21 protein-coding genes are annotated in these 21,586 nt (G+C 52.8%); 15 read left to right on the top strand and 6 right to left on the bottom strand.

What is annotated here, in order from left to right; translation table 11 throughout:
* Nucleotides 1–65 precede the first annotated feature (65 nt).
* The 4 genes from OXG10_00255 to guaA all read left to right on the top strand — a co-directional run bounded on the left by OXG10_00255 (nt 66) and on the right by guaA (nt 7,140).
* Complete coding sequence (locus tag OXG10_00255) at nt 66–3,068, top strand: autotransporter outer membrane beta-barrel domain-containing protein (protein MCY3825805.1); 3,003 nt, start codon at nt 66–68, stop codon at nt 3,066–3,068.
* 587 nt (nt 3,069–3,655) lie between these two features.
* A complete protein-coding gene (locus tag OXG10_00260) occupies nt 3,656–4,033 on the top strand; it encodes a hypothetical protein (protein ID MCY3825806.1) in 378 nt (125 codons plus the stop codon).
* Between the two features lie 5 nt (nt 4,034–4,038).
* Nucleotides 4,039–5,511 (top strand): IMP dehydrogenase, encoded by a 1,473-nt coding sequence (guaB, locus tag OXG10_00265; GenBank protein ID MCY3825807.1) that lies wholly within the window; start codon nt 4,039–4,041, stop codon nt 5,509–5,511.
* A gap of 96 nt (nt 5,512–5,607) precedes the next feature.
* On the top strand, nt 5,608–7,140 hold the full coding sequence (gene guaA / locus OXG10_00270) for a glutamine-hydrolyzing GMP synthase (GenBank protein MCY3825808.1): 1,533 nt from the start codon (nt 5,608–5,610) through the stop codon (nt 7,138–7,140).
* 3 nt (nt 7,141–7,143) lie between these two features.
* Here the strand turns inward: guaA and OXG10_00275 are convergent, their stop codons facing one another.
* From OXG10_00275 to OXG10_00290, 4 genes are all read right to left on the bottom strand, one after another.
* The gene (locus OXG10_00275; protein MCY3825809.1) at nt 7,144–7,356 is read right to left on the bottom strand and encodes a hypothetical protein; all 213 of its coding nucleotides are present in this window, start codon (nt 7,354–7,356) and stop codon (nt 7,144–7,146) included.
* A complete protein-coding gene (locus OXG10_00280) occupies nt 7,356–7,529 on the bottom strand; it encodes a hypothetical protein (protein ID MCY3825810.1) in 174 nt (57 codons plus the stop codon). Before OXG10_00280 ends, OXG10_00275 begins: the two co-directional genes overlap by 1 nt.
* A gap of 73 nt (nt 7,530–7,602) precedes the next feature.
* The gene (locus OXG10_00285; GenBank protein ID MCY3825811.1) at nt 7,603–8,529 is read right to left on the bottom strand and encodes an NAD-dependent epimerase/dehydratase family protein; all 927 of its coding nucleotides are present in this window, start codon (nt 8,527–8,529) and stop codon (nt 7,603–7,605) included.
* 185 nt (nt 8,530–8,714) lie between these two features.
* Complete coding sequence (locus tag OXG10_00290; GenBank protein MCY3825812.1) at nt 8,715–9,413, bottom strand: hypothetical protein; 699 nt, start codon at nt 9,411–9,413, stop codon at nt 8,715–8,717.
* Between the two features lie 259 nt (nt 9,414–9,672).
* Between OXG10_00290 and OXG10_00295 the strand changes: the two genes are divergently transcribed.
* Both OXG10_00295 and OXG10_00300 read left to right on the top strand, forming a co-directional pair.
* Nucleotides 9,673–10,449 carry a type III pantothenate kinase gene (locus OXG10_00295; protein ID MCY3825813.1) on the top strand — a complete coding sequence of 259 codons (777 nt, stop codon included), beginning with the start codon at nt 9,673–9,675 and terminating at the stop codon, nt 10,447–10,449.
* Nucleotides 10,421–10,813, top strand: a complete 393-nt coding sequence (locus OXG10_00300; protein MCY3825814.1) for a hypothetical protein — start codon at nt 10,421–10,423, stop codon at nt 10,811–10,813. The genes OXG10_00295 and OXG10_00300 overlap by 29 nt, the downstream gene beginning before the upstream one ends.
* Nucleotides 10,814–10,817: 4 nt before the next feature.
* Here the strand turns inward: OXG10_00300 and OXG10_00305 are convergent, their stop codons facing one another.
* The gene (locus OXG10_00305; GenBank protein MCY3825815.1) at nt 10,818–13,550 is read right to left on the bottom strand and encodes a cyclic nucleotide-binding domain-containing protein; all 2,733 of its coding nucleotides are present in this window, start codon (nt 13,548–13,550) and stop codon (nt 10,818–10,820) included.
* A 133-nt stretch (nt 13,551–13,683) separates the two neighbouring features.
* Here OXG10_00305 and OXG10_00310 point away from each other — a divergent pair, with 133 nt between their 5' ends.
* A complete protein-coding gene (locus OXG10_00310) occupies nt 13,684–13,986 on the top strand; it encodes a Dabb family protein (GenBank protein ID MCY3825816.1) in 303 nt (100 codons plus the stop codon).
* 193 nt (nt 13,987–14,179) lie between these two features.
* Complete coding sequence (locus tag OXG10_00315; GenBank protein ID MCY3825817.1) at nt 14,180–14,482, top strand: Dabb family protein; 303 nt, start codon at nt 14,180–14,182, stop codon at nt 14,480–14,482.
* On the opposite strand, the gene tsaD is transcribed toward OXG10_00315, so the two are convergent.
* Complete coding sequence (gene tsaD, locus OXG10_00320; GenBank protein MCY3825818.1) at nt 14,448–15,488, bottom strand: tRNA (adenosine(37)-N6)-threonylcarbamoyltransferase complex transferase subunit TsaD; 1,041 nt, start codon at nt 15,486–15,488, stop codon at nt 14,448–14,450. The two genes, OXG10_00315 and tsaD, sit on opposite strands and share 35 nt — an antisense overlap.
* Before the next feature lie 153 nt (nt 15,489–15,641).
* Here tsaD and OXG10_00325 point away from each other — a divergent pair, with 153 nt between their 5' ends.
* From OXG10_00325 to OXG10_00355, 7 genes are all read left to right on the top strand, one after another.
* Entirely contained in the window at nt 15,642–16,883 is a 1,242-nt protein-coding gene (locus OXG10_00325; protein ID MCY3825819.1) for a sorbosone dehydrogenase family protein, read from the top strand.
* A 297-nt stretch (nt 16,884–17,180) separates the two neighbouring features.
* Nucleotides 17,181–17,429 carry a hypothetical protein gene (locus tag OXG10_00330; GenBank protein ID MCY3825820.1) on the top strand — a complete coding sequence of 83 codons (249 nt, stop codon included), beginning with the start codon at nt 17,181–17,183 and terminating at the stop codon, nt 17,427–17,429.
* A gap of 82 nt (nt 17,430–17,511) precedes the next feature.
* Entirely contained in the window at nt 17,512–17,706 is a 195-nt protein-coding gene (locus OXG10_00335) for a hypothetical protein (GenBank protein MCY3825821.1), read from the top strand.
* 78 nt (nt 17,707–17,784) lie between these two features.
* Nucleotides 17,785–19,665, top strand: coding sequence for a phosphomethylpyrimidine synthase ThiC (gene thiC / locus OXG10_00340; GenBank protein MCY3825822.1), 1,881 nt, complete (start codon nt 17,785–17,787; stop codon nt 19,663–19,665).
* Nucleotides 19,666–19,751: 86 nt separating this feature from the next.
* Entirely contained in the window at nt 19,752–20,066 is a 315-nt protein-coding gene (locus OXG10_00345; GenBank protein ID MCY3825823.1) for a nucleotidyltransferase domain-containing protein, read from the top strand.
* A complete protein-coding gene (locus tag OXG10_00350) occupies nt 20,053–20,397 on the top strand; it encodes a DUF86 domain-containing protein (protein MCY3825824.1) in 345 nt (114 codons plus the stop codon). The genes OXG10_00345 and OXG10_00350 overlap by 14 nt, the downstream gene beginning before the upstream one ends.
* Before the next feature lie 633 nt (nt 20,398–21,030).
* On the top strand, nt 21,031–21,586 hold a 556-nt coding region (locus OXG10_00355), incomplete at its 3' end, for a restriction endonuclease (protein MCY3825825.1).

Below are 21,586 nucleotides of genomic sequence, written 5' to 3' on the forward strand. Positions count from 1 at the left end.
AACTTGATTTAACTTCTTTGCTTAATTCAAGCTTTTAGAAAGGTACTGGGGGGGGCAGAGCAGGCGTGCTGAGGCGAGTCGTTTCTGCGTTTTGGGTTCTGGTTCTGCTGGGTGCCTTTGCCCTCGGCAATGTGCAGGCTGCGCCTGTATGCAGCGACGCGCCGGGTGATGCAGACTGGATCCTGTGCGAGGAAAGCGCTCGCGCGAATCTAAATATCGCCCCCCGCGGCGTCACCATCGGGACAACCGGCAACACCGCGCACGGAGTTCATGGCCGTCACACAGGCTCTGGGCACGTCTTGATTTCTGTCCGAAGCGGCGCCCGGCCCACCCAGAGAGGCGTACCTCAGAAACCAAGCACCATCACGACCAGCGGCAGTGGAGCCCATGGCGTCTACGGCGAGCATCGCGGAGACACCCACGCAGTCATCATAGGCATCGGCGATGTCGAGACTCGAACTACCATCACGACCGGCGGCGGACAAGCCCATGGCATCTACGGCCATCGCACTAGGGGCAGCGGATCCGTCCAGATCCGCATCGACAACGCGAAAGTTACGACAGCGGGCACATTTTCAGACGGCATCGGCGCCCGGCACCAGGGCAATGGCAAAGTCGAGATAGATGCGTATGACACCTCGATTGATACGAACGGCAGGGACGCCAACGGCATTTGGGGACTGCACGAGAAGTCCGGCGACATTGAGATCGATGTCCGCGACACTACCATAGAGACCAAAAGTACGGCAGTGGACGGTAATGGCCGTACAACGGCCCATGGCATCTGGGGGTGGATGAGAAGCCCGACCGGCACGGGCAACCTGACCATCGGCGTGCAGGGCGGCTCGATCGAGACCGCGGGCACAGGCTCCAACACCATTTACGGGCGGCACCGGGGTACCGGCACTGTTGAGATGGACGTGCGGGGCGCCTCGGTAGAAACAGCGGGGAGACGAGCTTACGGCATTCTCGGATGGCAGCAGAGGGATGGCAAAGTTGACCTGAAAATCCGCGACACTGCCATCACCACCACAAGTACAGCAATAGATAGCAATGGTCGCACGTTGGCCTACGGCATCTTCGGGGTGGTTCAAGGCGCGGCCAACACGGGCACCTTGGCCATCGACGCGCAGGGCGGCTCGGTCAAGACGGCGGGTGCATTCTCTTACGGCATTTACGGGCTGCACCAGGGCAGTGGCAATATTGAGACCGCCACGGGCGGGGGTCACGCCGTCACCACGGCGGGTGCATTCTCTTACGGCATTTACGGGTCGCACCAGGGCAGTGGCAATATTGAGATCGCCACGGGCGGGGGTGACACCGTCACCACGACCGGACGCAATGCTCACGGCGTCGTAGCCTATCACTCCGGGACGGCGCCCGCGCGGCGCATGACCGTCACGATAGGCGGTACGGTCGATGCGAGCGGGGTAGGAGCCCATGGTGTGCGAGTCGGCGGTGTGTCGAGTGAGGGCGCTCCGATTGGTGTCGCTGCCTTGGACGCAGAGGGCCTGCGCCAGCAGACGGTGATCGTGAACGGGCGCGTCCACGGCGGCTCGGGCACGAACGCGGCGGGGGTCTTTCTTGCGGGCGGAGGCAGGGTCGTCATCGGGCCGAAAGGAAGCGTGGGCGCGGCTTCTGGCATTGCGATCCTGGCAACGGGTGATGTGCCGCCACCCAACCCCAACCCTGACAACATTCAGGTCATCAAGCCCAGGCTGCGCGTCGACATGAACCTCGCCGGCCGCCGGGTGGCCGAGGCCATCGGGGATGACTGGATCATCAACGACGGCGGCGGGACGACCATCTACGTCAATGACGTGAAGCTCCATGACGCTGATACGGGCGTGACCGACCGTGCGGCTCCCAACGGGGCGCGAAACGTCAGGATCAAGGCGGATGGAGTGAGAGTGACCGATCGCACCACCGATCCCTGGACCATTTCCGAGCGGGCCGTCGGCGTTATCGCGGACCGGGATTTTTCGGCGGCGGATGTCGAGGAGCCCACTCCGCCCACTCCGCCCACTCCGCCCACTCCGCCCACTCCGCCTACTCCGCCCACTCCGCCTACTCCGCCCACTCCGCCTACTCCGCCCACTCCGCCCACGTGCCCGGAAGGACAGGTCGGAACACCGCCCAACTGCACCGAGCTGCCGCCACCCGTGTTCATCGAAGAATACGCCCCTCGCGCCGCTGTCTATGAGGCCCTGCCCGGCTTTCTGTTCAGGCTCGGCGCCTGGGGGGTGGAGGATGAGCCTATCGCGTGGGCTGATTCGCCCGTGTGGGCGCGCGTCACGGGCGGGCGGGGATCGTACACGCCCGAGCGTGCGAGCGTGGGCGCCGGGTTCGATTTCGAGCGCTTCTCCGCGGAAGCGGGCTTGGACCTCTCGCTCGGCGAGAACGCCAAAGGCTCGGTATCGGTGCGCGGCGTCCGGGGTTCTGCGGATGTGACATCATCCATCGGAGGCGGGGAGATCGAGGCCGAAGGATTCGGAGTGGCGTTAGGCGCTTCCGTAATCGGGCCGAACGCCTATTACGCGAGGGGTCGCTTCTCGCTGACGAAATACGCTCTGGATCTCGCGTCGAGCACGCTGGGCCTGCTGAAGGATGGCGTCGACGCACTCGGCCGCTTCCTGGACTTTGAAGCTGGCAGGCGCATCGTAGTGAGCGAGAAGATAAAGCCGGTGTTGCGTGCTTGGGTGACACGCTCGGCGTTCGACATGGACGCCTTCACCGACTCGGTGGATACCCGCGTCTCCTTGGACGACATGTCCCGCCTCACGGGCGGATTGGGAGTGACCGTTGAGACGGCGCGCACCGCGGAGAATGGAAAACTCTCCCTGCGTGGATCGCTGGGTGTGGAGAGGGTCTTCAGCGGAGCGCGGACGAGCGTCGACGTTTCGGGAGAGAGGCTCTCTTCCCGATCGGCCGAGACACTCCTGCTGCTGGGTCTGGGCGGAACCTACCGCCAAGACCGCTTCTCGCTGATGACGGATATCTCGGCCACCGGCCTTGGTTCGGGCGATACGCAGTATTCCGGGCAGATCACGTTCGGTATCAATTTCTAGGCACGGACCGGAGACAGACAGGCGGCTGCCCAAGTACTTTGTAGCGACGCCCCTGAGCTTGCTCATAAAGTGTTTGAGCCGGGACTTCCCGTCTGCCTTCTCTACGGCCTGCGCACCGCCGGGCGGACGAGGTTCACCCGTGGCGACGGTGCCGGGACGGGCATCCCCCGTCAAACCATCCGAGAACGAGGAACTTGTCATGCGAAGCCTTCTGACTACCGCCTGTCGCCGCGTAATCGCGGCTGGACGCTCCTGAACTTTGCGGGACTTCACCACCGTAGCCGGTGAATGTCATCCAACGTAGCCAACTTGACGATGCTGCAGAGACAAGCTGGTTCCGTACTTGCGAGTGGATTTCGGGGGTCATAACGGGGTGAGATTTCCGGTTTCTGGAGCAAACCTGCCGGTTTTCAAGGACGAGGGTTTTTATGGAAATTGCGGGGTGAAAAGTTTTTGCCCCTTCCCAAAACCCCTGACCTATATGCCTGTAGTCAGCAACGCAAGTGCTTCGCTTAGAGGCGTAATTGCTTTATAAGCCGTTTTTAGTAGACTATAATCTCCTTTATAGAATAATCCGGTGGTAGCCAATGAAATCTACGCGAATAAAAATAAGCATAAGTCAGGACGGTTCGCTTTCCAAAGAATCCGTTGAAACTGCTGGTTTCGAGTTTCCGGTCATTCCAAGAAAACTTCTTAAGTCCATGGGATTTGAAAAGGTGGATGATACGACTTACGTGGGCATCGTGTCCGTTTTTCTGAATCTTCTGGATAAGGAGCAGGAGATAGAGATTGAACTGGGGGTCGAGGCCTCCGACGCGAGGAAGAAAATCCTTGACCTTTTCGCCAAGGGTTTTCAAGGCATGAGCGGAAGCGAGCCCCCTAGCGATAAGGGAAAAGCGAAACCCGCCCTCAGGACAAGAAAACCCAGAGCAAGGAAGGTTGCCGCCACAAAGAAGGCCGGCTAGCTGCTATGCAGGATTTTGTTTTTGAAGAAGCGCTTACCTTTGACGATGTAATACTCTCCCCCGGCTACTCCGAAGTTCTTCCGAGCGAAGTTGATGTCTCGGTACCCCTTACAAAGCGTATAACCCTCAACATCCCCGTACTGAGCGCGGCCATGGATACCGTAACCGAGTTTCGGACGTCGATTGCCATGGCGCAGGAAGGCGGTATAGGAATAATCCACAGGAATCTCTCCATCCCTGCACAGGCGGGCGAGGTTGAGAGGGTGAAGAAATACGAAAGCGGGATGATAGTGAATCCCCTGACCGTGCGTCCGGGAACCCGGGTCAGAGAAGCGCTTGAGATAATGATTGAAAACGATATCTCAGGTCTTCCCGTCGTAAAGCCCGACAACACCCTTCACGGAATAATCACCAACAGGGACATAAGGTTCGAAAGGAACATGGACCTTAAAATCGACAAGGTCATGACTCCCAGAAAGAACCTTGTCACCGTAAAGGAAGGCACCACTCTTCTCGAAGCCAAGGAGCTTCTTCACAAGTTCAAGATAGAGAAGCTTCCCGTGGTCGACGACGGCTTCAAGCTCCGCGGCCTTATAACCATGAAGGACATAGAAAAAATAGAGAAGTTTCCCAAGGCGTCCAAGGACGCGATGGGAAGGCTTCTCGTGGGAGCCGCGGTCGGGGTCGACAAGCACAGTCAGGAGCGGGTGGATGAGCTTGTCGCGTCGGGCTGTGATGTAATAGTGGTGGATACTGCCCACGGACACTCGAAAAGGGTGCTTGATAACTTGACCTGGATAAGAAAGAAATACCCCGACATAGATCTTGTGGCCGGAAACATAGCCACCTCCGAAGCGGCCGAGGATCTTATAAAAGCGGGCGCGGATTGTCTTAAGGTTGGCGTCGGTCCGGGGTCGATATGCACGACGCGCGTTATAGCCGGCATAGGAGTGCCGCAGATAACCGCCATAACAAAGGTGTGTTCCGTAGCGAAAGAGCACGATATACCCGTAATAGCCGACGGGGGAATAAAGTACTCGGGGGATATAACCAAGGCGCTTGCTGCCGGTGCGAATTCCGTCATGATAGGAAATCTGCTCGCCGGGTCGGACGAGGCTCCCGGGGAAGTTGTTCTCTACCAGGGCAGAACCTACAAGGTGTACCGTGGCATGGGTTCGATTGAGGCCATGAGGGCCGGGAGCAGGGACCGCTACGCTCAGGACGATGAGATGATGGAGGAGGCTAAACTTGTTCCCGAAGGAATAGAGGGAAGGGTTCCTTACAGGGGCAACATAGGAGCCATAATTTACCAGCTGGTCGGCGGGCTTCGTGCGGGAATGGGCTACACGGGTTCCGCGACGGTGAGGGAACTTCAGGAAAGGGCGAAGTTCGTAAAGCTTACCAACGCCGGGCTTCGGGAAAGTCACGTTCACGATATCGTAATTACCAAGGAGTCTCCCAACTACAGGATCGGGTGATAACGGTTTTCTTGTCTCGTAAACTAATTCTCAAGAAGAGCGGTTTACCCTTCAGGGCTCTTTGAATTTCGCCGTAGCGGGAGAGACGGCCATAAAATGCGGGAAAAAGTTCTGGTTCTTGATTTCGGTTCCCAGTATACGCAGCTTATCGCTAGGCGCACCAGGGAACTCGGGGTCTACTCCGAGATAAAACCCTGCAGCACTACCGCGGACGAAATAAGGAAAGACCCTCCCGGGGCTGTGATACTTTCCGGAGGTCCTTCAAGCGTCTGGGAGGACGGTTCTCCCAGGGTGGAGGAGGAAATACTATCTCTGGGAATACCGGTTCTTGGCATCTGTTACGGACTTCAGGTGCTTGTTTTTCAGCTCGGGGGAGAAGTCGAGCGTTCCGAGAAAAGGGAATACGGACCCGCCGTTTTGAACCTGGTTGCGGAAGACCCGCTTTTCTCGGGCGTAGCGGAGACTTCGGGCGTCTGGATGTCTCACGGCGACAGGGTTCTGAGAGTGCCCGAGGGGTTTGCGGCGATAGCCGGTACCGAGAACACCGAGTGCGCGGTGGTAAGAAACACAGGCGGGAGCATCTACGGGGTACAGTTCCACCCGGAAGTCGTGCATACGGAATTCGGAACCCGGATACTTTCCAATTTTCTTTTCCAGGTGGCGGGTCTCGGTGGAGGCTGGACGGCGGGCTCTTTTATAGAGCACTCGATACATGAGATAAGAGAGAGGGTCGGGGATGGCAAAATCATATGCGGGCTCTCGGGAGGAGTGGACTCCTCTGTTGCGGCAGCCCTTATTAACGAAGCTGTGGGCCGCAGGCTCTACTGTATTTTCGTCGACACGGGATGCATGAGGCTCGATGAGGCGGAGGAGGTCTGCGACGCTTTTTCCGGGTTTGAGATGAACTTCATTCATGTTGACGCCTCCGAAAGGTTTCTTTCTCATCTTGAGGGCGTTGAGGACCCCGAGGCGAAAAGAAAAATTATGGGCGAGCAGTTCGTTAGGGTGTTTGAAGAGGAAGCCGAGAAGATATCAGGCGTCCGTTTTCTTGCCCAGGGAACTCTCTATCCCGACGTTATTGAGAGTGTGAGCGTCAAGGGGCCGTCGGCCGTGATAAAGTCCCACCATAACGTTGGGGGACTTCCTGAAAAAATGAACCTTGAGATAGTCGAACCTCTTCGGGAACTTTTCAAGGACGAAGTGAGAAACGTCGGCGAGAAGCTCGGGCTTCCTTCCTCTCTCATAGGCCGCCACCCCTTTCCCGGTCCCGGTCTTGCGATCAGGATAATGGGAGAAGTCACGCGCGAGAGACTTTCAATACTGAGACATGCCGACAGCATTTTTATCGACGAGCTCAGAAAATCGGGTGCCTACGATGATATCTGGCAGGCTTTCTGCGTTTTTATTCCGGTGAAGACAGTTGGAGTGATGGGCGATGAGCGCACCTATGAAAATGTCTGCGCCCTGAGAGCCGTGAGCAGCACGGACGGAATGACCGCCGACTGGTCGAAGATGTCCTATGATCTGCTCGGGAAAATTTCGGTGAGGATCATAAACGAGGTAAAGGGAATAAACCGGGTAGTGTACGATATATCCACTAAGCCTCCCGGCACCATAGAGTGGCAGTGAAGTTCAGCTGACCCTTCTTTTGAATATGGCGAATTCACCCGTAATGGTGGCGAGCTCCCAGCCTTCCTCGCCAAGCGAAACGAGAGAATCTTCAAGATTTCCCCTGGCGTTTTCCCTTCGCGAGTCAACCTCTTCCTTGTAGACGGCTATATCATGGTCCTGGGGCTTTTTAACAAGCAGGTCGGTCGAAACTACCTTGTAATCCCAGCGTTCCATTATCCTTCCTCCTCTCCGGTTTCCTCTTCTTCGTCCAGGACGAGGGACGTCGCCTTTTCACTTACGTCAGGCAGGGATTTTATGTGTTTTTCGTAACCCTTCTGGGTGATTTCCCCTTCCTTTATGTATCTTCTGTAAACCCGCACATCAAAGAATTTTTCATTGTCCTTCATCTTCCGGCCTCCGTGAAAGCAAGATTTTAACCACGGACGAGGTTTTTTCAAAGACAGAAGCTTCCGGTCGTGCCTAATCCCTTTCTTGTGAAAACCAGTTCCATGTTCTAAAAAGCCCCTCGCGCAAAGCCACTTGCGCGCTCCATCCGAGCTTCTCCGCCGCGAGTGAGCAGTCAAGACTTATTCTTCTTACCTCGCCGGGTCGCCCTTTTTCATGGACGGTTTCGAATTCGGTATTTGTCACTTTACTGAGAATCTGCGTTATGTGGTTTACGGAGCTTTCAACCGATGTCCCTATGTTGAAAGTTCCCTCTTCTTTGAGACCGGCGGCAAGCAGGTTTGCCCGCGAAACATCAGAGACGTGCACGTAGTCTCTTGTCTGTTTTCCATCTCCGAATATGAGACAGGGTTTTCCGCTGATTATGTTCTCGCAGAAAATCCCTATGACTCCGGCTTCTCCCTCGGGGTTCTGCCTTTCTCCGTACACGTTTGCGTATCTTAGGATCGCGTGCCCGAAACCATGGTTTTTCGAATGATATCTCACGTAGTGTTCCGTCGAGAGTTTTGAGATGCCGTAGGGGGATAGGGGGAGGGCCGGGGTCGACTCGTCGGCTGGAAGTTTTTGCGGTTCTCCGTAGAGGGCTCCTCCAGTTGAGGAGAAAATGAATTTCTCCGTCTTGTGCTCCGCGCAGAGCCTCAGGACGTTAAGGGAACCGCCTATGTTTACGTCGGCGTCAAAACGGGGATCTTCAACGGAATCTCTCACGTTTATCTGCGCCGCGTGGTGGTTCAGGACCTCGGGGCGGAACTGGCGGAACGCTTTTTCGAGTCCCGTAAAATCCCTTACGTCGCACTTGATGAATTCAGCTTCGGGCGGGATATTGCTCTCAGACCCCGTCGAGAGGTTGTCGACCACGAGAACCTCATGGCCCTCGGAAACGTACGCTTCGCATACCCAGGAACCTATGAAACCCGCACCGCCTGTGACTATTATCCTCACTTTTTCTCCTTCCGGACGCGGTCAAATAATAGTTTTCCTCTGGGATTTTGTCAAAAAGCGGTCTGGTGTGAACTTCAGGGACTGTTTGAATCGTTTAGCGGGCAAAAAACGGGCACGCAGGTTCTGGTTTTCAACCTCATGCCCGTTTCTCATTTATGTCCCGCCGTTTCGTGGTATCCCATTAATTACATACGTGGCTTGGGATCGACTTTCCCATCGTCATCAAAAACATTGCTGCATGCTCTCAGTTCCATGCCATTGTTCTTTGTGAGATAAGGTTGTAACCCCACGGGAACCATAGCTGCCTCCGTTGTTCCATCGCAGCCATCCTTCTCTAAAGCTGTTCTCGGTACCAGAACGTAAGGACATATAACCACACCGTGGTCTGGGGCGCGATAAAGGTGGCCGACCCAGTAACCGGTAAAAATTGTCTCTTCATCGGCGATGGCAGAGTCCATTTTTGAAGTGAGATAGTATGATCCGGGATAAACAAAATTTCCGTGGCCGTCATCAGTTACGTAAGCAGTTACGATGGTTTTGTTGCCATCGCTATCAATAAGCTTTGATCCCACGTGTCCGAATTCCGCGCCTCCGAACTCCTCGCCCGAACTGACGATTCTGACGTCAAGTTTGCCTGTAGATTCGTCTCCTTCCAGATACACGTCAACGTCTTCGTGGCTGCAGACATGCTTATTATCGCCATCAACACTCGTAAAAAACCCTCTCATCTCCATCGGTTCCGCTTCCGCTTCCTCATCGTCGTCATCACAGGATGAAAGCGCCAGCAGTCCGGTAAGGCAGAACGCCACCGATAAGGCAAGGATTCCAACACCACCCAGCCCGCGAATACGACGCCACACGGGATTGTTGTATAACTTTTCCATAGCCGAAAACCTCCTCCATTATAATATAGTAGTATATTATGGCACGACCTATGCAGAAAAGCTATGTTTTTTACCCTTTCCAAAGAATTATTCTCGCGTCAGTACACAAAGAAACTTCGTGCTTCGGTTTGCGCGGTTTTTAAGTTATACTCCCCTCGAAACCGGTTTATCCGCGTCGGAATTGATGATATCTCATCGTTTCGGAGCACTTGCGGCTTCCGGTCAACAGGCCGGATCAAACAATCGGGTTTAATTCGCTATGCTTCTAGCAATCGATGTCGGCAACACGAGCATAATGGTCGGAATATTTTCCGGAGAATATCTCGTATACAGTTTCAGAGTCGATACCGACAGAACCAAAAGTCCTGATGATTACGGAATTATTTTTTTCGGGAAGATGAACGACAACGACATATCGTCTTCTTCGTTAAGCGGCGCCATACTTTCCTGCGTGGTTACCGAGATGCAGGAGGGGATGGCGAAACTGGTGGAGAAATATTTCGGTCATCAGCCCATAATTGTGGACCCTGAGACGAGAACGGGAATGCAGATCCGGATTTACAATCCCGAGGAGCTCGGGGCTGACAGGATAGCAAACGCCGTTGCGGCTTACCACCGTTTCGGCGGAAGCGTGATAGTGGTTGATCTCGGCACGGCTACAACTTTTGACTGCGTTTCCGAGAAAGGGGAATACCTGGGCGGAGCCATAGTCCCGGGGATTGAACTATCCACAGTTGCGCTTTACCACGGAACATCCAAGCTCCCGAAGGTCGATCCCGAGAAGCCTGAGCAGGTGATCGGCAAAGACACAGTCGAATGCATACAGTCAGGGCTGTTTTACGGTTACGCCTCGATGATTGACGGGCTCTGCGCGAAACTCAGGGAGGAGATGGGATCCTCTCCTGAGATAGTAATGACCGGGGGTTTCGCCGAAGCGATCTCTGAGGAATGCACCTGCGCGAACCGGGTTGACAAGAACCTTGCTCTCCACGGCCTGAGACTGCTCTATGAACTCAACTCTCAGATACTCTGCTAGGAAAATCGTCTCGGGAACCACCTGCTTCGTTCTTTCCCTTGAACTCAAAGACGGCCGTCGCCACTGGGTTTTTCCAAACGCCGGATGGATGGACAAGAGGCAGAAGGCTATGGGGATCGAGTTTGAAGAAAACGACCTTTGGGCTTTTCTTTTCAGGCAGTCCTGCTCGGCTAAAGCCGATTTTTCCGTTTCTGGAAGATACGTTTTGCGGCGGGAGAGTTCCTGCAGGCTTTCTTTCCGTCTCGATGGTCCAAAGCTCCTCCAGGGCAGTTACGTCCTGCTTTCTCCAAGCTGGGGGCGTCACTCAAAAAGAAAGATGTGGCTTCTGATCCCCTCTTCGGGGAGGGAGCGTGGTCAGCAGTGACGGGCTATTTTAGGCCGAGGTCGGTTGATATTCGCGTATGGTTCCCCGTTTCCGGGAGGATCTCAACCCGCTTTTGGGATTCTCCGGGCCTCGGATCATAAAAGATTTCTTTTTCGTTCGCCAAAAACAGTTCCTTCCACAACGCGTAGCCCTTTCTGTTCATATGGAGGCCGTCTTCTGTGAACAGTTCCTGTCTTATGTCTCCATTCTCATTTAGCATATAGTCGTAGACATTCAGGTAAAAGGTCTTTGGTTCTCTCGACAGGAACTGTCTTACAAGATCGTTTGACGCCTCGATTCTCTTGAGAAAATGGAGCCTTACGGGACTTGGTTTTATGGAGACGAACGTGAATTTCGTTTGGGGATAGAATTCTCTGAAGCGGTAGTAAAAGTCCACGAAGAAATTCAGTACCTGCTTCGGCAGACAGCCGTCCCCTATGTCGTTGTCGCCCGCGTAGAAAACCAGGGATCTGGGGTTGCTCGGTTTTACAAGGCGTTCGAAGTAGTGCAGGCAGTAGGCGATCCTGGCACCGCCGAAACCAAGGTTAGAAACATTGTATTCGGAGAAATTTTTTGCCATGCCTCTCCAGAGGCGAAAGCTTGAACTGCCGTAAAATACCGTGGCGTCATTCTTCTTCCCCACGTGACGTCTCTCAAGAATCCTCACGTCCGGCTCAAACAGATTCTTATCGATTACGAGAGACTTTTTTTCGACCTGCTCAAAGGTTTTTAAGTTTATCTTGGTGGATTTCGCCCGCCTCGCAAGTCCCGCCGCCTCTTCCACGTAAGCCCTGTACTTGTTTCCGTACTCCTTGACGAACTCAAAAAGCTTGTCTTTGTTCTCCCCGGGGTTTTTTACGTAATCGGATATCCTGAAGGGTTTTTTTATTACCAGAGAAAACACGTTCTGGTTTATTCTCTTGTCGAAGTTCGCCACCGCTATGGGAACTATACAAGGTTCAGGTTCAATTGACGCGGCCAGGAGAAAGGCGCCCAGTCTGAACGGTCCGGGCGATTCCTCGGTTGTCATGCTGGTTCCTTCGGGACTTATCACTATGTTAAATCCTTTCCCGATGTGCTCCCTGGCTGTGTCGTAGAATCTTCTCCTCGATTCTTTTCTCCGCTCGGGGGTCTGGCTCGCGGTGTCAGATTCGTCGGTGTAGACGTTCATGTGCCCGAGCCTTTCGTAGTAGTACTCGTGCCCGTATTCTTCAGCCCTCGGGACGCGCACGACGCGGATCCCGGCTTCGCCGTACTTGGTGTAGAGAACCATGGAGCTTATGAAGTGGGAATCGAGCGTAATCTGGAAATGGTTTGGAAGCGTGTTGTAGGGGTGGTTCAGAAGATGATTGTATATGAATATGTGCCCCGGCCGGTCTGGCAGGTTCTCCCAGCCTTCGATTACGTAAGGGGTGCTTTTGAAGACGCCCGCGAACTGCTTGGCTGCCATTGTTCTTATTTCGCTCGGAGAAAGCGACTTGGGCGCGGCGGTAACGGACTGATAAACGTTTTTCAGGCCCTCGAAAAAGTTGTATTCCTTGTAGATCTTTCCGAGAATATCAAGACTGAGACGGGACATATCCCTCTCGAGGCTTTCGCCTTCTTTCTCCAGTCTGAACAGAAGCCGGAAAGCGTCATCAAGCGTAAGCGGGTTGTTCAGCAGATGAGGGAGCTTGTGGATAGGGGAGTTCACGCTTAACTGCATGGCGTTCTGCTCGATAAGGTTGCTTATGGCCAGTATTTCGCGCTCGTATCTTTGCGATATGAGTCCCGCGCGGGCGTTTCGAAGCCGGATCGACACGAGCCACAGAAGTCTTCTGGCCAGGGCTAGGGCCGAGTGTGGGTCCTGATTCAGGATTCTATGAAGATTTCGGGCGCTTATGTGGTAGACAACCGAGTTTCTGCTCGCAACAGCGGTGATGTCGTTTGATCCGTCGGGAGCGGCGCCCATCCATCCGATCAGGTACCCGGGGAGGTTAATCAGATGAAGCGCGGCGGATTCCTCGATTTCTTCCTGCGCCCCGTCGGGCGAGAAGCACAGCGCCGCCTTTCCGTAAGCCAGTATGTCTATTCCTTTCGAAGCATCCCCCTGGTTAAATATGGCTTCGTTGTTCAGATAGTATTTTTTCTGGGTCGCTTTTGCCAGCTGGCGCAGTGTCTTGTCGGGGAAAACTTCGAAAAAAGGGGATTGCCTCAGAAGCTGAAGCGGGTTAGGTACGGATATGTATTTCCCTTCATGGGAGGAAACCCCCGTTTTTCCCGTCTCAATGTCCCAGTTGACGTTGTTATATTCTGCAAGCCCGGTCCTGACATGCTTTAGAAGGTTTATACTTTTGCCGAGAACGAACAGGAGGAATTCGCGGCCCAGAAGGGGTTCCTGGTCAAAGAATTTCTCAAGATTCTGGTGACTCCACTTTAGCAGGACGCAGGGACTCTCGCATGTAATCGTTGTGTAGTAGCGTTTGGGAGAGCGGAAGCCCGACCAGCCTACGGGAGTGAATCTCTCGTCACTTTTTCCCACCGAGAATTCATCGGTTCTGTCTTCGACACTGATTGAGAAATTCACCAGGCCCTCTACGAGGAAGTAGAAAGAATGGCTCGGTTCGAACTGTTTGGTGAGAACGTAGCGTTCAGGCACTTCTGCCAGTTCGCCTATCTTAAGCAGGAAATCGGTCTTGTCTTTCTCGAAATTCGAAACGAACGGAAGTTCGCTGAATATCTCTGTTTTTTCCCGCATAAAAGTAAATCATACCTTTTTTGTTGGCATAATGTACTTTAATAGCCGGAAGTCGGCTGACCGTCCGGACAAGACCGGGGGCTTTTTCGCAATTTTGTTAAAAACTACAGAAACTTTTTCCAAGGAGACTCAGGTGATAAAACGTATGGTGATGTGGAAACTGAAGGATTCGCACGAAGGAATGAGCAAGGATGAGCTTATTGCCAAGTTCAAACAGAAAGTAGAGGGATTGAAAAGCGCTGTTCCGGAGATAAAGACTATGGAGCTTGGCAAGAGTTTTAGTGAGCTTCCCGTCGCGTACGATGTAGCTCTCTATTCTGAGTTCGACTCGAAGGAAGATTATGAAGTTTTCCTGAAGCATTCCGAGCACGTGAAGGTCGGAAAGTTCATCCGGCAGATAAGAACGGACGTGGCTCTCGTCGAATACGAAACGTGATTTTCTTGGGTCCGCCTTGCTGTTGAATAAAGGGATATATCGAGCACAGGCACCCTGTTATCCGCTTTTATCGGCATAATATACTCTGTTGTCAAAAGCCGGATAGCTGCTTAGGCAGGATGGAGGATTTTTCGCAATTCCGGGGGAATAATATATACTGTTCAGCACGGATACTTTTTCCAAGGAGATCTAAGTGATAAAGCATATAGTGATGTGGAAGATCAGGGAGTCGCACGAAGGGGCGGACAAGGATGAGCTCATGGACAGGATCAAGGAAGAACTCGAGGGGCTCAAAAATGCCATTCCTGAGATAAAGACAATGGAGATCGGCAGGAATTCTAACGAGCTTCCCACATCGTTTGATATCGCTCTTTATTCAGAGTTCGAATCGCAGGAAGATCTTGATGTCTACAAGGAGCATCCCGAGCACCAGAAGGTCGCGCAGTTCGTTCGGCAGGTAGCTATGGATGCGGTTGTCGTCGACTACGAAACATGATTTTCTGGTTCTTTCTGGCGGTTGAATAAGGAGATATATCGAGTGCGGACACCCTGTTATCTGCGTACATGTGGTAACCGAGCGTGGCTATCATGGCCGCGTTATCAGTGCAAAGAGCGGGCGAGGGGATAAAAACATTTATTCCTTTCCTTCTTATTCTCTCTTCGCTTAGCTGCCTTAACCTTGAGTTGCATGCTACCCCTCCTGCCAGAACAACGCCTTCCACTCCGTTTTTCCTCGCGGCATTAAGCGTCTTGTCAATAAGAGTTTCCACTATGGCTTCCTGATACCCGGCGCATACGTTAAAGAGTTTCTCTTCGCTTTTAACCGGGTTCTTCCTTATGTGGTTCAGAAGAGCGGTTTTAAGCCCGCTGAAACTGAAATCGGGGGATTCATTGTTAAACGGTCTTGGAAAACTGATGGCGTCGGGGTCGCCGTTTTTTGAAAGCCTGTCTATTTCGACTCCTCCGGGATATCCGAGACCGAGGGCTTTCGCTCCTTTGTCAAAAGCCTCCCCCGCGGCATCGTCTCTCGTGCTTCCGAGAAGTTCGAAGTCAAGAAAGCCCCTTACCATGTAAAGGTTCGTGTGTCCCCCGGAAACTATGAGTGCGACAAACGGAAAATCAATTTCGTTCTCCAGATGTGCCACCGCTATATGCGATTCCAGATGGTTTACTCCCACAAGTGGTTTCCCATGGGAGAACGAAAGGGCCTTCGCGGTCGAAATTCCGACCATGAGCGAACCTATGAGTCCGGGTCCCTGGGTTACCGCTATGGCTTCAACTTCGCCCGCTGAAGTCTCGGCAGTCTCGAGTGCTTGATTGATTACCTGGAGAATTATTTCCGTGTGCATGCGCGACGCTATCTCCGGGACGACTCCGCCGAAGGCGTTATGAACGTCGATTTGAGAGGAAACCACGTTTGAGAGCATCTGTTTTCCGTCTCTTACCACTGCTGCGGAAGTCTCGTCGCATGATGTCTCAATACCCAGAATGAGATAAGACATAAACCGAACCTCTTTGATGAACTGGATAATAACTTTACCCGAGTGTTCGATTTAGTGAACGGGAAGGGCTTTCGGTTTTGCCCAGTTTCCATGGGAACAGGTTCCGGTTAACATTCGGTGGGTTGTGAGTGTTTTTATATTGTAGAGATTTTGATGCTGAAGATCTTCAGGGTACTGGTTCCACCTCTTTTTATTTTTCTGTTGCCTGCCTGCGGCTGCGGGGAAAGAACCGCCCCGGGCGAACATGTTGAGGTTCCACCAGAATCGATATCCGAGGAAACTCATTCGGAACCAACGCCTGCTGAAACTCCTGGGGAAACAGCGCCCCCGGAGATTCCCGTGGACCCAATGCTCTCGGGCATATCCCTTCCCGAGGGTTTTTCGATCTCCCTTTATTCAAACGAAGTACCCGGTGCGCGCTCGCTTGCTCTTGGAGCCGACGGCACATTGTTTATCGGTACCAGGTCTAAAACCGTGTACGCCCTTAGCGATACGGACGGCGATAATTACGCCGAAACTGTCCATATAATTGCGGATAACCTCAATACTCCAAACGGTGTCGCGTTCCGGGACGGGGCGCTTTATGTCGCGGAAATAAGCCGGATTCTCCGCTATGACGGGATCGAGAGCCGTCTCTCATCTCCTCCGGCCCCCGTAGTCATCATTGATACGCTTCCCAGGGATACGCGTCATGGGTGGAAGTTCATCCGGTTCGGACCGGACGGAGAACTCTATGTTCCGGTCGGAGCGCCGTGCAACGTCTGCAGAAGGGGCTACGAGCGCTACGCGGCGATCCTGAGGGTCAATCCCGACGGAACGAATCTTGAGGTTTTCGCCCATGGAGTGAGAAACACCGTGGGCTTTGACTGGCATCCGGAATCTGGCGTGCTTTGGTTTACGGATAACGGAAGGGATAACATCAGCAGAGACCAGCAAGTTAATGACAACAGCCCTCCGGATGAACTTAACCGTGCCACAGAAGCCGGACTTCATTTCGGTTTTCCTTACTGCCACGGGGCGGATGTTCAGGATCCGCAGTTCGGTTCGGAGCGCGGCTGCGATGAATTCACTCCTCCCCAGTGGGAGCTCCCCGCGCACGTTGCGGCACTCGGCATGCGGTTCTATACGGGTTCCATGTTTCCCGCGTCCTGGAGGAACGTGATTTTCATCGCGGAGCACGGCTCATGGAACAGAAGCGTGCCCATAGGTTACAGGGTGACCTCAGTGCACCTCGACGAATCGGGGAACGCGGCTTCATACGATGTGTTCGCCCATGGGTGGCTTGGGAGTGACGGAACTGCCTGGGGAAGGCCGGTTGACGTTCTGGTTGCCCCCGACGGAGCGCTGCTCGTATCCGATGACCGCCGGGGAGCCGTTTACAGGATTTCCCGCTGAAAGATCGGGGCATAACCAAGACATTTTTGTTATCCAAATTATTTGTAAAGGAACCCATAATCCCCAAAAGGAATGATGAAAGAGATAGTAAGTAGCGGGGCCAGAAGGCATACGGATGGGATTGTCCGTGGTGCTAGGATACTTAAAATGCGAAAAACCATGCCCGTTGATTTCAGCGTCAAAATCGGGTAACCTGTAGGCATTCTGAAAATTCCAAAGGGGTGAACATCTGAAATAGTTTTCTGAGACCGATCTAGTATCATACTATACAGAAGAACTGTGTCAGAGAGAAATGTTATGTCAGAATTGCTAGAACAGAGAGTAGAACGAATTGAAAAAGATGTTGGTGAGATTAAAGACACCGTAAACCAACTTTCTACAACTGTCGAGAGAATAGAAACCAAAATAGACGAAAGAGAAAAGGCAATCAAAGACAAGTTTGAAGACCATACAAAGAGGGTGGACAGACTAGGTTTCCGATTCTGGGCATTGGTTGTTGTAATAATTGGTGGACTGCTTTCACTTGTCCACAAGGCTTACTTCTAGGCGAGCAACAAATGAGCGAGAAGAACGAATGGGACAATGTGGACAAGGCATTTTCTGAAAATTCAAATAGGGGTGCCCAATAATGTCAGACAAGAAAGAGACTCCAAGGGACATAGAAATCTTGCCGAGCGATTATGAGCCTACGCAGGCTGAGATGAACGAGACATTTAGCATTGATACTACGCCAGAGGCGTTGGCTAAGGCTGTAATGCAACCGGTAAATGTTCATAGGAAAGATGTGTCTGAGCACAAGGCCAGTCGCTCAAAGAAGTCTTAATTCAGAAGAGTTTCGGCACTATTGTATATAATTCCCTAATCAATGTCCGAAGCGTTTTTGGCAAGGGAGCCATTGCTCATGAGTTCTTCTCGAAAAAAAGAGAAAATACCCACCGGGTCCGTGATAACCCGAGACCCTTTTCCCAAATCAGAAAAGATATATGTGGGCGGAAAAATCCACGACATAAAGGTGGCCATGAGGGAGGTTGAAACCGACGATTTCCTCTCGGATGCCCCGGATGCTGACCGCTTCAGGATAACCCTTTACGATACAAGCGGTCCCTATACTGATCCCGATGTTGACATTGACGTTCACAGGGGTCTGCCGTCGCTTCGCGAAAAGTGGATAAGGGAGCGGGGAGATGTCTCGGAGCTGCCCGATTTCTCCTCGGAATTCGCCAGAAAAAGGCTTGAGAGGGCAAACGGGATAACCTTCGGGAACATAAGAAAGCCCCTTCGTGCCTCGCCCTCGCGAAACGTAACCCAGATGCACTATGCGAAAAAGGGAATCATAACGCCCGAGATGGAGTATATCGCCATAAGGGAGAACCAGAGAATCGACGAGCTCAGGGAGGTCTACGGACAGCTCGGGGCTTACCACGAGGGAGTAGATTTCGACGCGCGCATTCAGACCGGCTGCATCACCCCCGACTTTGTCAGGGAGGAAGTTGCCGCGGGGCGCGCCATAATTCCGAACAACATAAACCACCCGGAAAGCGAGCCCATGATAATAGGGCGTAATTTCCTCGTGAAAATAAACGCGAACATCGGAAATTCCGCCGTTACCTCAAGCATTGAGGAGGAGGTAGAGAAAGCAGTCTGGGCATGCCGGTGGGGAGCCGACACCATAATGGATCTCTCGACCGGGGACAACATTCACGAAACCAGAGAGTGGATAATAAGAAATGCCCCGGTTCCCGTGGGAACCGTTCCCATATACCAGGCCCTTGAAAAGGTTAAGGGAAAACCGGAGGAACTTACCTGGGAGATTTACAGGGATACCCTCATAGAGCAGGCGGAGCAGGGAGTTGACTACTTCACGATACATGCGGGAGTGCTCCTTCGCTACATTCCGCTTACCGTCGACAGGGTTACGGGGATAGTTTCAAGAGGCGGGTCGATAATGGCCAAGTGGTGTCTCTCGCATCACAGGGAAAGCTTCCTCTACACCAATTTCGAAGAGATCTGCGAGATAATGAAAGCATACGACATAGCGTTTTCTCTGGGTGACGGCCTTCGGCCGGGCTCCATAGCCGACGCGAACGACGCCGCGCAGTTTGCCGAGCTTGATACCCTCGGAGAACTTACCCAGATAGCCTGGAAGCATGATGTTCAGGTTATGATAGAAGGTCCGGGACACATCCCCATGCAGATGATAAGGGAGAACGTGACCAAGGAGCTTGAGATATGCGGAGAAGCCCCCTTTTACACTCTGGGTCCTCTGGTTACCGACATAGCACCCGGCTATGACCACATAACTTCCGCAATAGGGGCGGCTATGATAGGCTGGTACGGTACCGCAATGCTCTGTTACGTTACCCCGAAGGAGCATCTCGGTCTTCCCAACAAAAAGGACGTAAAGGACGGGGTCATAACCTACAAGATCGCCGCGCATGCGGCGGATCTTGCGAAGGGTCATCCCGCAGCGCAGCTTCGCGACAACGTGCTAAGCAAGGCCAGGTTCGAATTCAGGTGGAATGATCAGTTCAATCTCTCTCTTGATCCGGATACGGCGCGCGAGTTTCACGACGAGACTCTCCCTGCCGAAGGGGCCAAGGTTGCGCATTTCTGCTCCATGTGCGGTCCGAAATTCTGCTCGATGAAGATCACGCAGGATATAAGGGATTACGCAAAAGAGCAGGGTCTCTCGGAGATGGACGCCGTTCAGAGGGGGCTTGATTCCAAGGCGAGGGAATTTGCGGATAGGGGGAAAGAGATATATGTTGAGCGTGGGGATTAGACCAGCGGCGGATGATATTGACAAAGCAGACTTTCTCCTGATAGCAAGCCTGCAATGATATTCCTCCAAATCGAAATTCTGTAGCGATGGCAATACGTATTTCAGTACCGAAGAAACAGGTTGTGGACTTCTGCGAGCGCTGGAGTATTGTCGAACTGGCTTTTTTCGGTTCTATCCTTCGAGATGATTTTGGACCCGACAGTGATGTAGATGTTCTGGTACAGTTTCACCCGCAGGCTCGTCACGGTTTTCTCAACATGGCCTGCATGGAGCAAGAACTGAGCGAAATCCTGCAAAGGAAAATAGATATGCTCTCCCGCCCCGCAGTCGAAAAAAACCGAAATTACATTCGCCGGGAAGCAACCCTTAAATCCGCCGAGGTATTCTATGCAGCGCAATGAATCTGCTTACTTGCTTGACATGCTCCTCGCCGCACAAGACGTTGAGGAATTTACATCTGATCTGACGTTCCAGCAGTTTCTCCATAGCCGATTGCATCAGCATGCCATTCTAAAAATAATTGAAATCATCGGGGAAGCTGCAACCCATGTTGGAAAAGAAACCAGAAAGGCAAATTCCCAGATTCCATGGCAGAGCATCACAAGCATGCGAAACCGTCTTGTTCATGGTTATTTCGATGTGGACCTAGACCGGGTTTGGGAAACAGCGCAGAGGGATATTTCTCAACTGATTGAACTTGTTAAACCGCTTGTTCCGCCGGATGAGAATTAACGCACAAATGCAGTTGCGGGTGTTTTTATTCAAGGGGCGGGTTCCTGCCAACAGCGTGACATGAAAACTATCGTTTTTTATGGTAATATCCAACATGGGTAGCGGCAGAAATGTGGCTGATATCCAACCACCCCGTCATGGAGTGTGATGCACTTTGCCGCGCGTCCGCATCTCTGTTGCGGGGTATGATAGGGGTTGGAATTTGACCACCGGAACAGGGCCTGTTTTGTGATTAAATCACCAGTGAGAGAGTGCCCGTATGCTCTCTGTTGCCTCCCTTATATTATCTGTATGATATTACGAGAGAAAAGTCGGACTCAGCAGGTTCAGCCCGACTGTACATTCATACCGCAGAGCGGATTTTCTTAAGTCCGTAAGCGTTTAACTGTTTGGGGTCTTCATGAACAACCTCATCAGGGGAGGAACCGTGCGATGAGATATATAATCCTCATTGCGGCGCTGTTCGCTGTTTACGCACTGTTAGTAGTCCCGCCGGGCAATCGCCTTCCTCTCTGGGCGAGGACGATAATTCTGTATACGGCTACAATGACCGTAGGCATCCTCGCAACTGATAAGTTTTCTGACATCTGGATTGGCTGTTAAAGCAGTCAGCCAGAACGAGCGTTTTTAATAGTGAACAACGATAAACCTTTTCGTGGAAGCCTTTTCTCTCACGATTTTCTCAGTCAGTCTGTAAAAGAACTGCCTGATTGGAAAGACCTTGATTCTGATTCGGTAGACAGTTTTTATGAATCTCTAATAGAGATTTTCAGCAGGTTTCCCGTCGGACAGAAACCCAATGAAAGCCAGACGGAAACTGATCTGATCTGGCCGGTACTCGGACTCCTTGGGTGGGATTCAAGTCTGAAACAGCAGAACCTTGCCGTGCGGGGAAGGCAGGATGTGCCCGACGGTCTTCTGTTTGCGGATGAAGCGGCCAAAGAGCAGGCCAACGGTTTTGCTGAAGAATGGAAGCGTTACCAGCTCGGTCTTGCCGTGGTTGAATGTAAACGCTGGCTTCGTCCCCTCGATCGCAGATCGGGAACTCCGGGGGAAATGACGGCGCCCTCGACCCAGATGCTTCGCTATCTGAGGCGTGTGGACGATGTGACTGAAGGGAAGCTCCGTTGGGGCATTCTGACAAATGGAGCGAGATGGCGGCTTTACTATCAGGGCACCCGGTCGGTCT

Source organism: Candidatus Dadabacteria bacterium (assembly GCA_026706695.1).
Lineage (GTDB): Bacteria > Desulfobacterota_D > UBA1144 > Nemesobacterales > Nemesobacteraceae > Nemesobacter.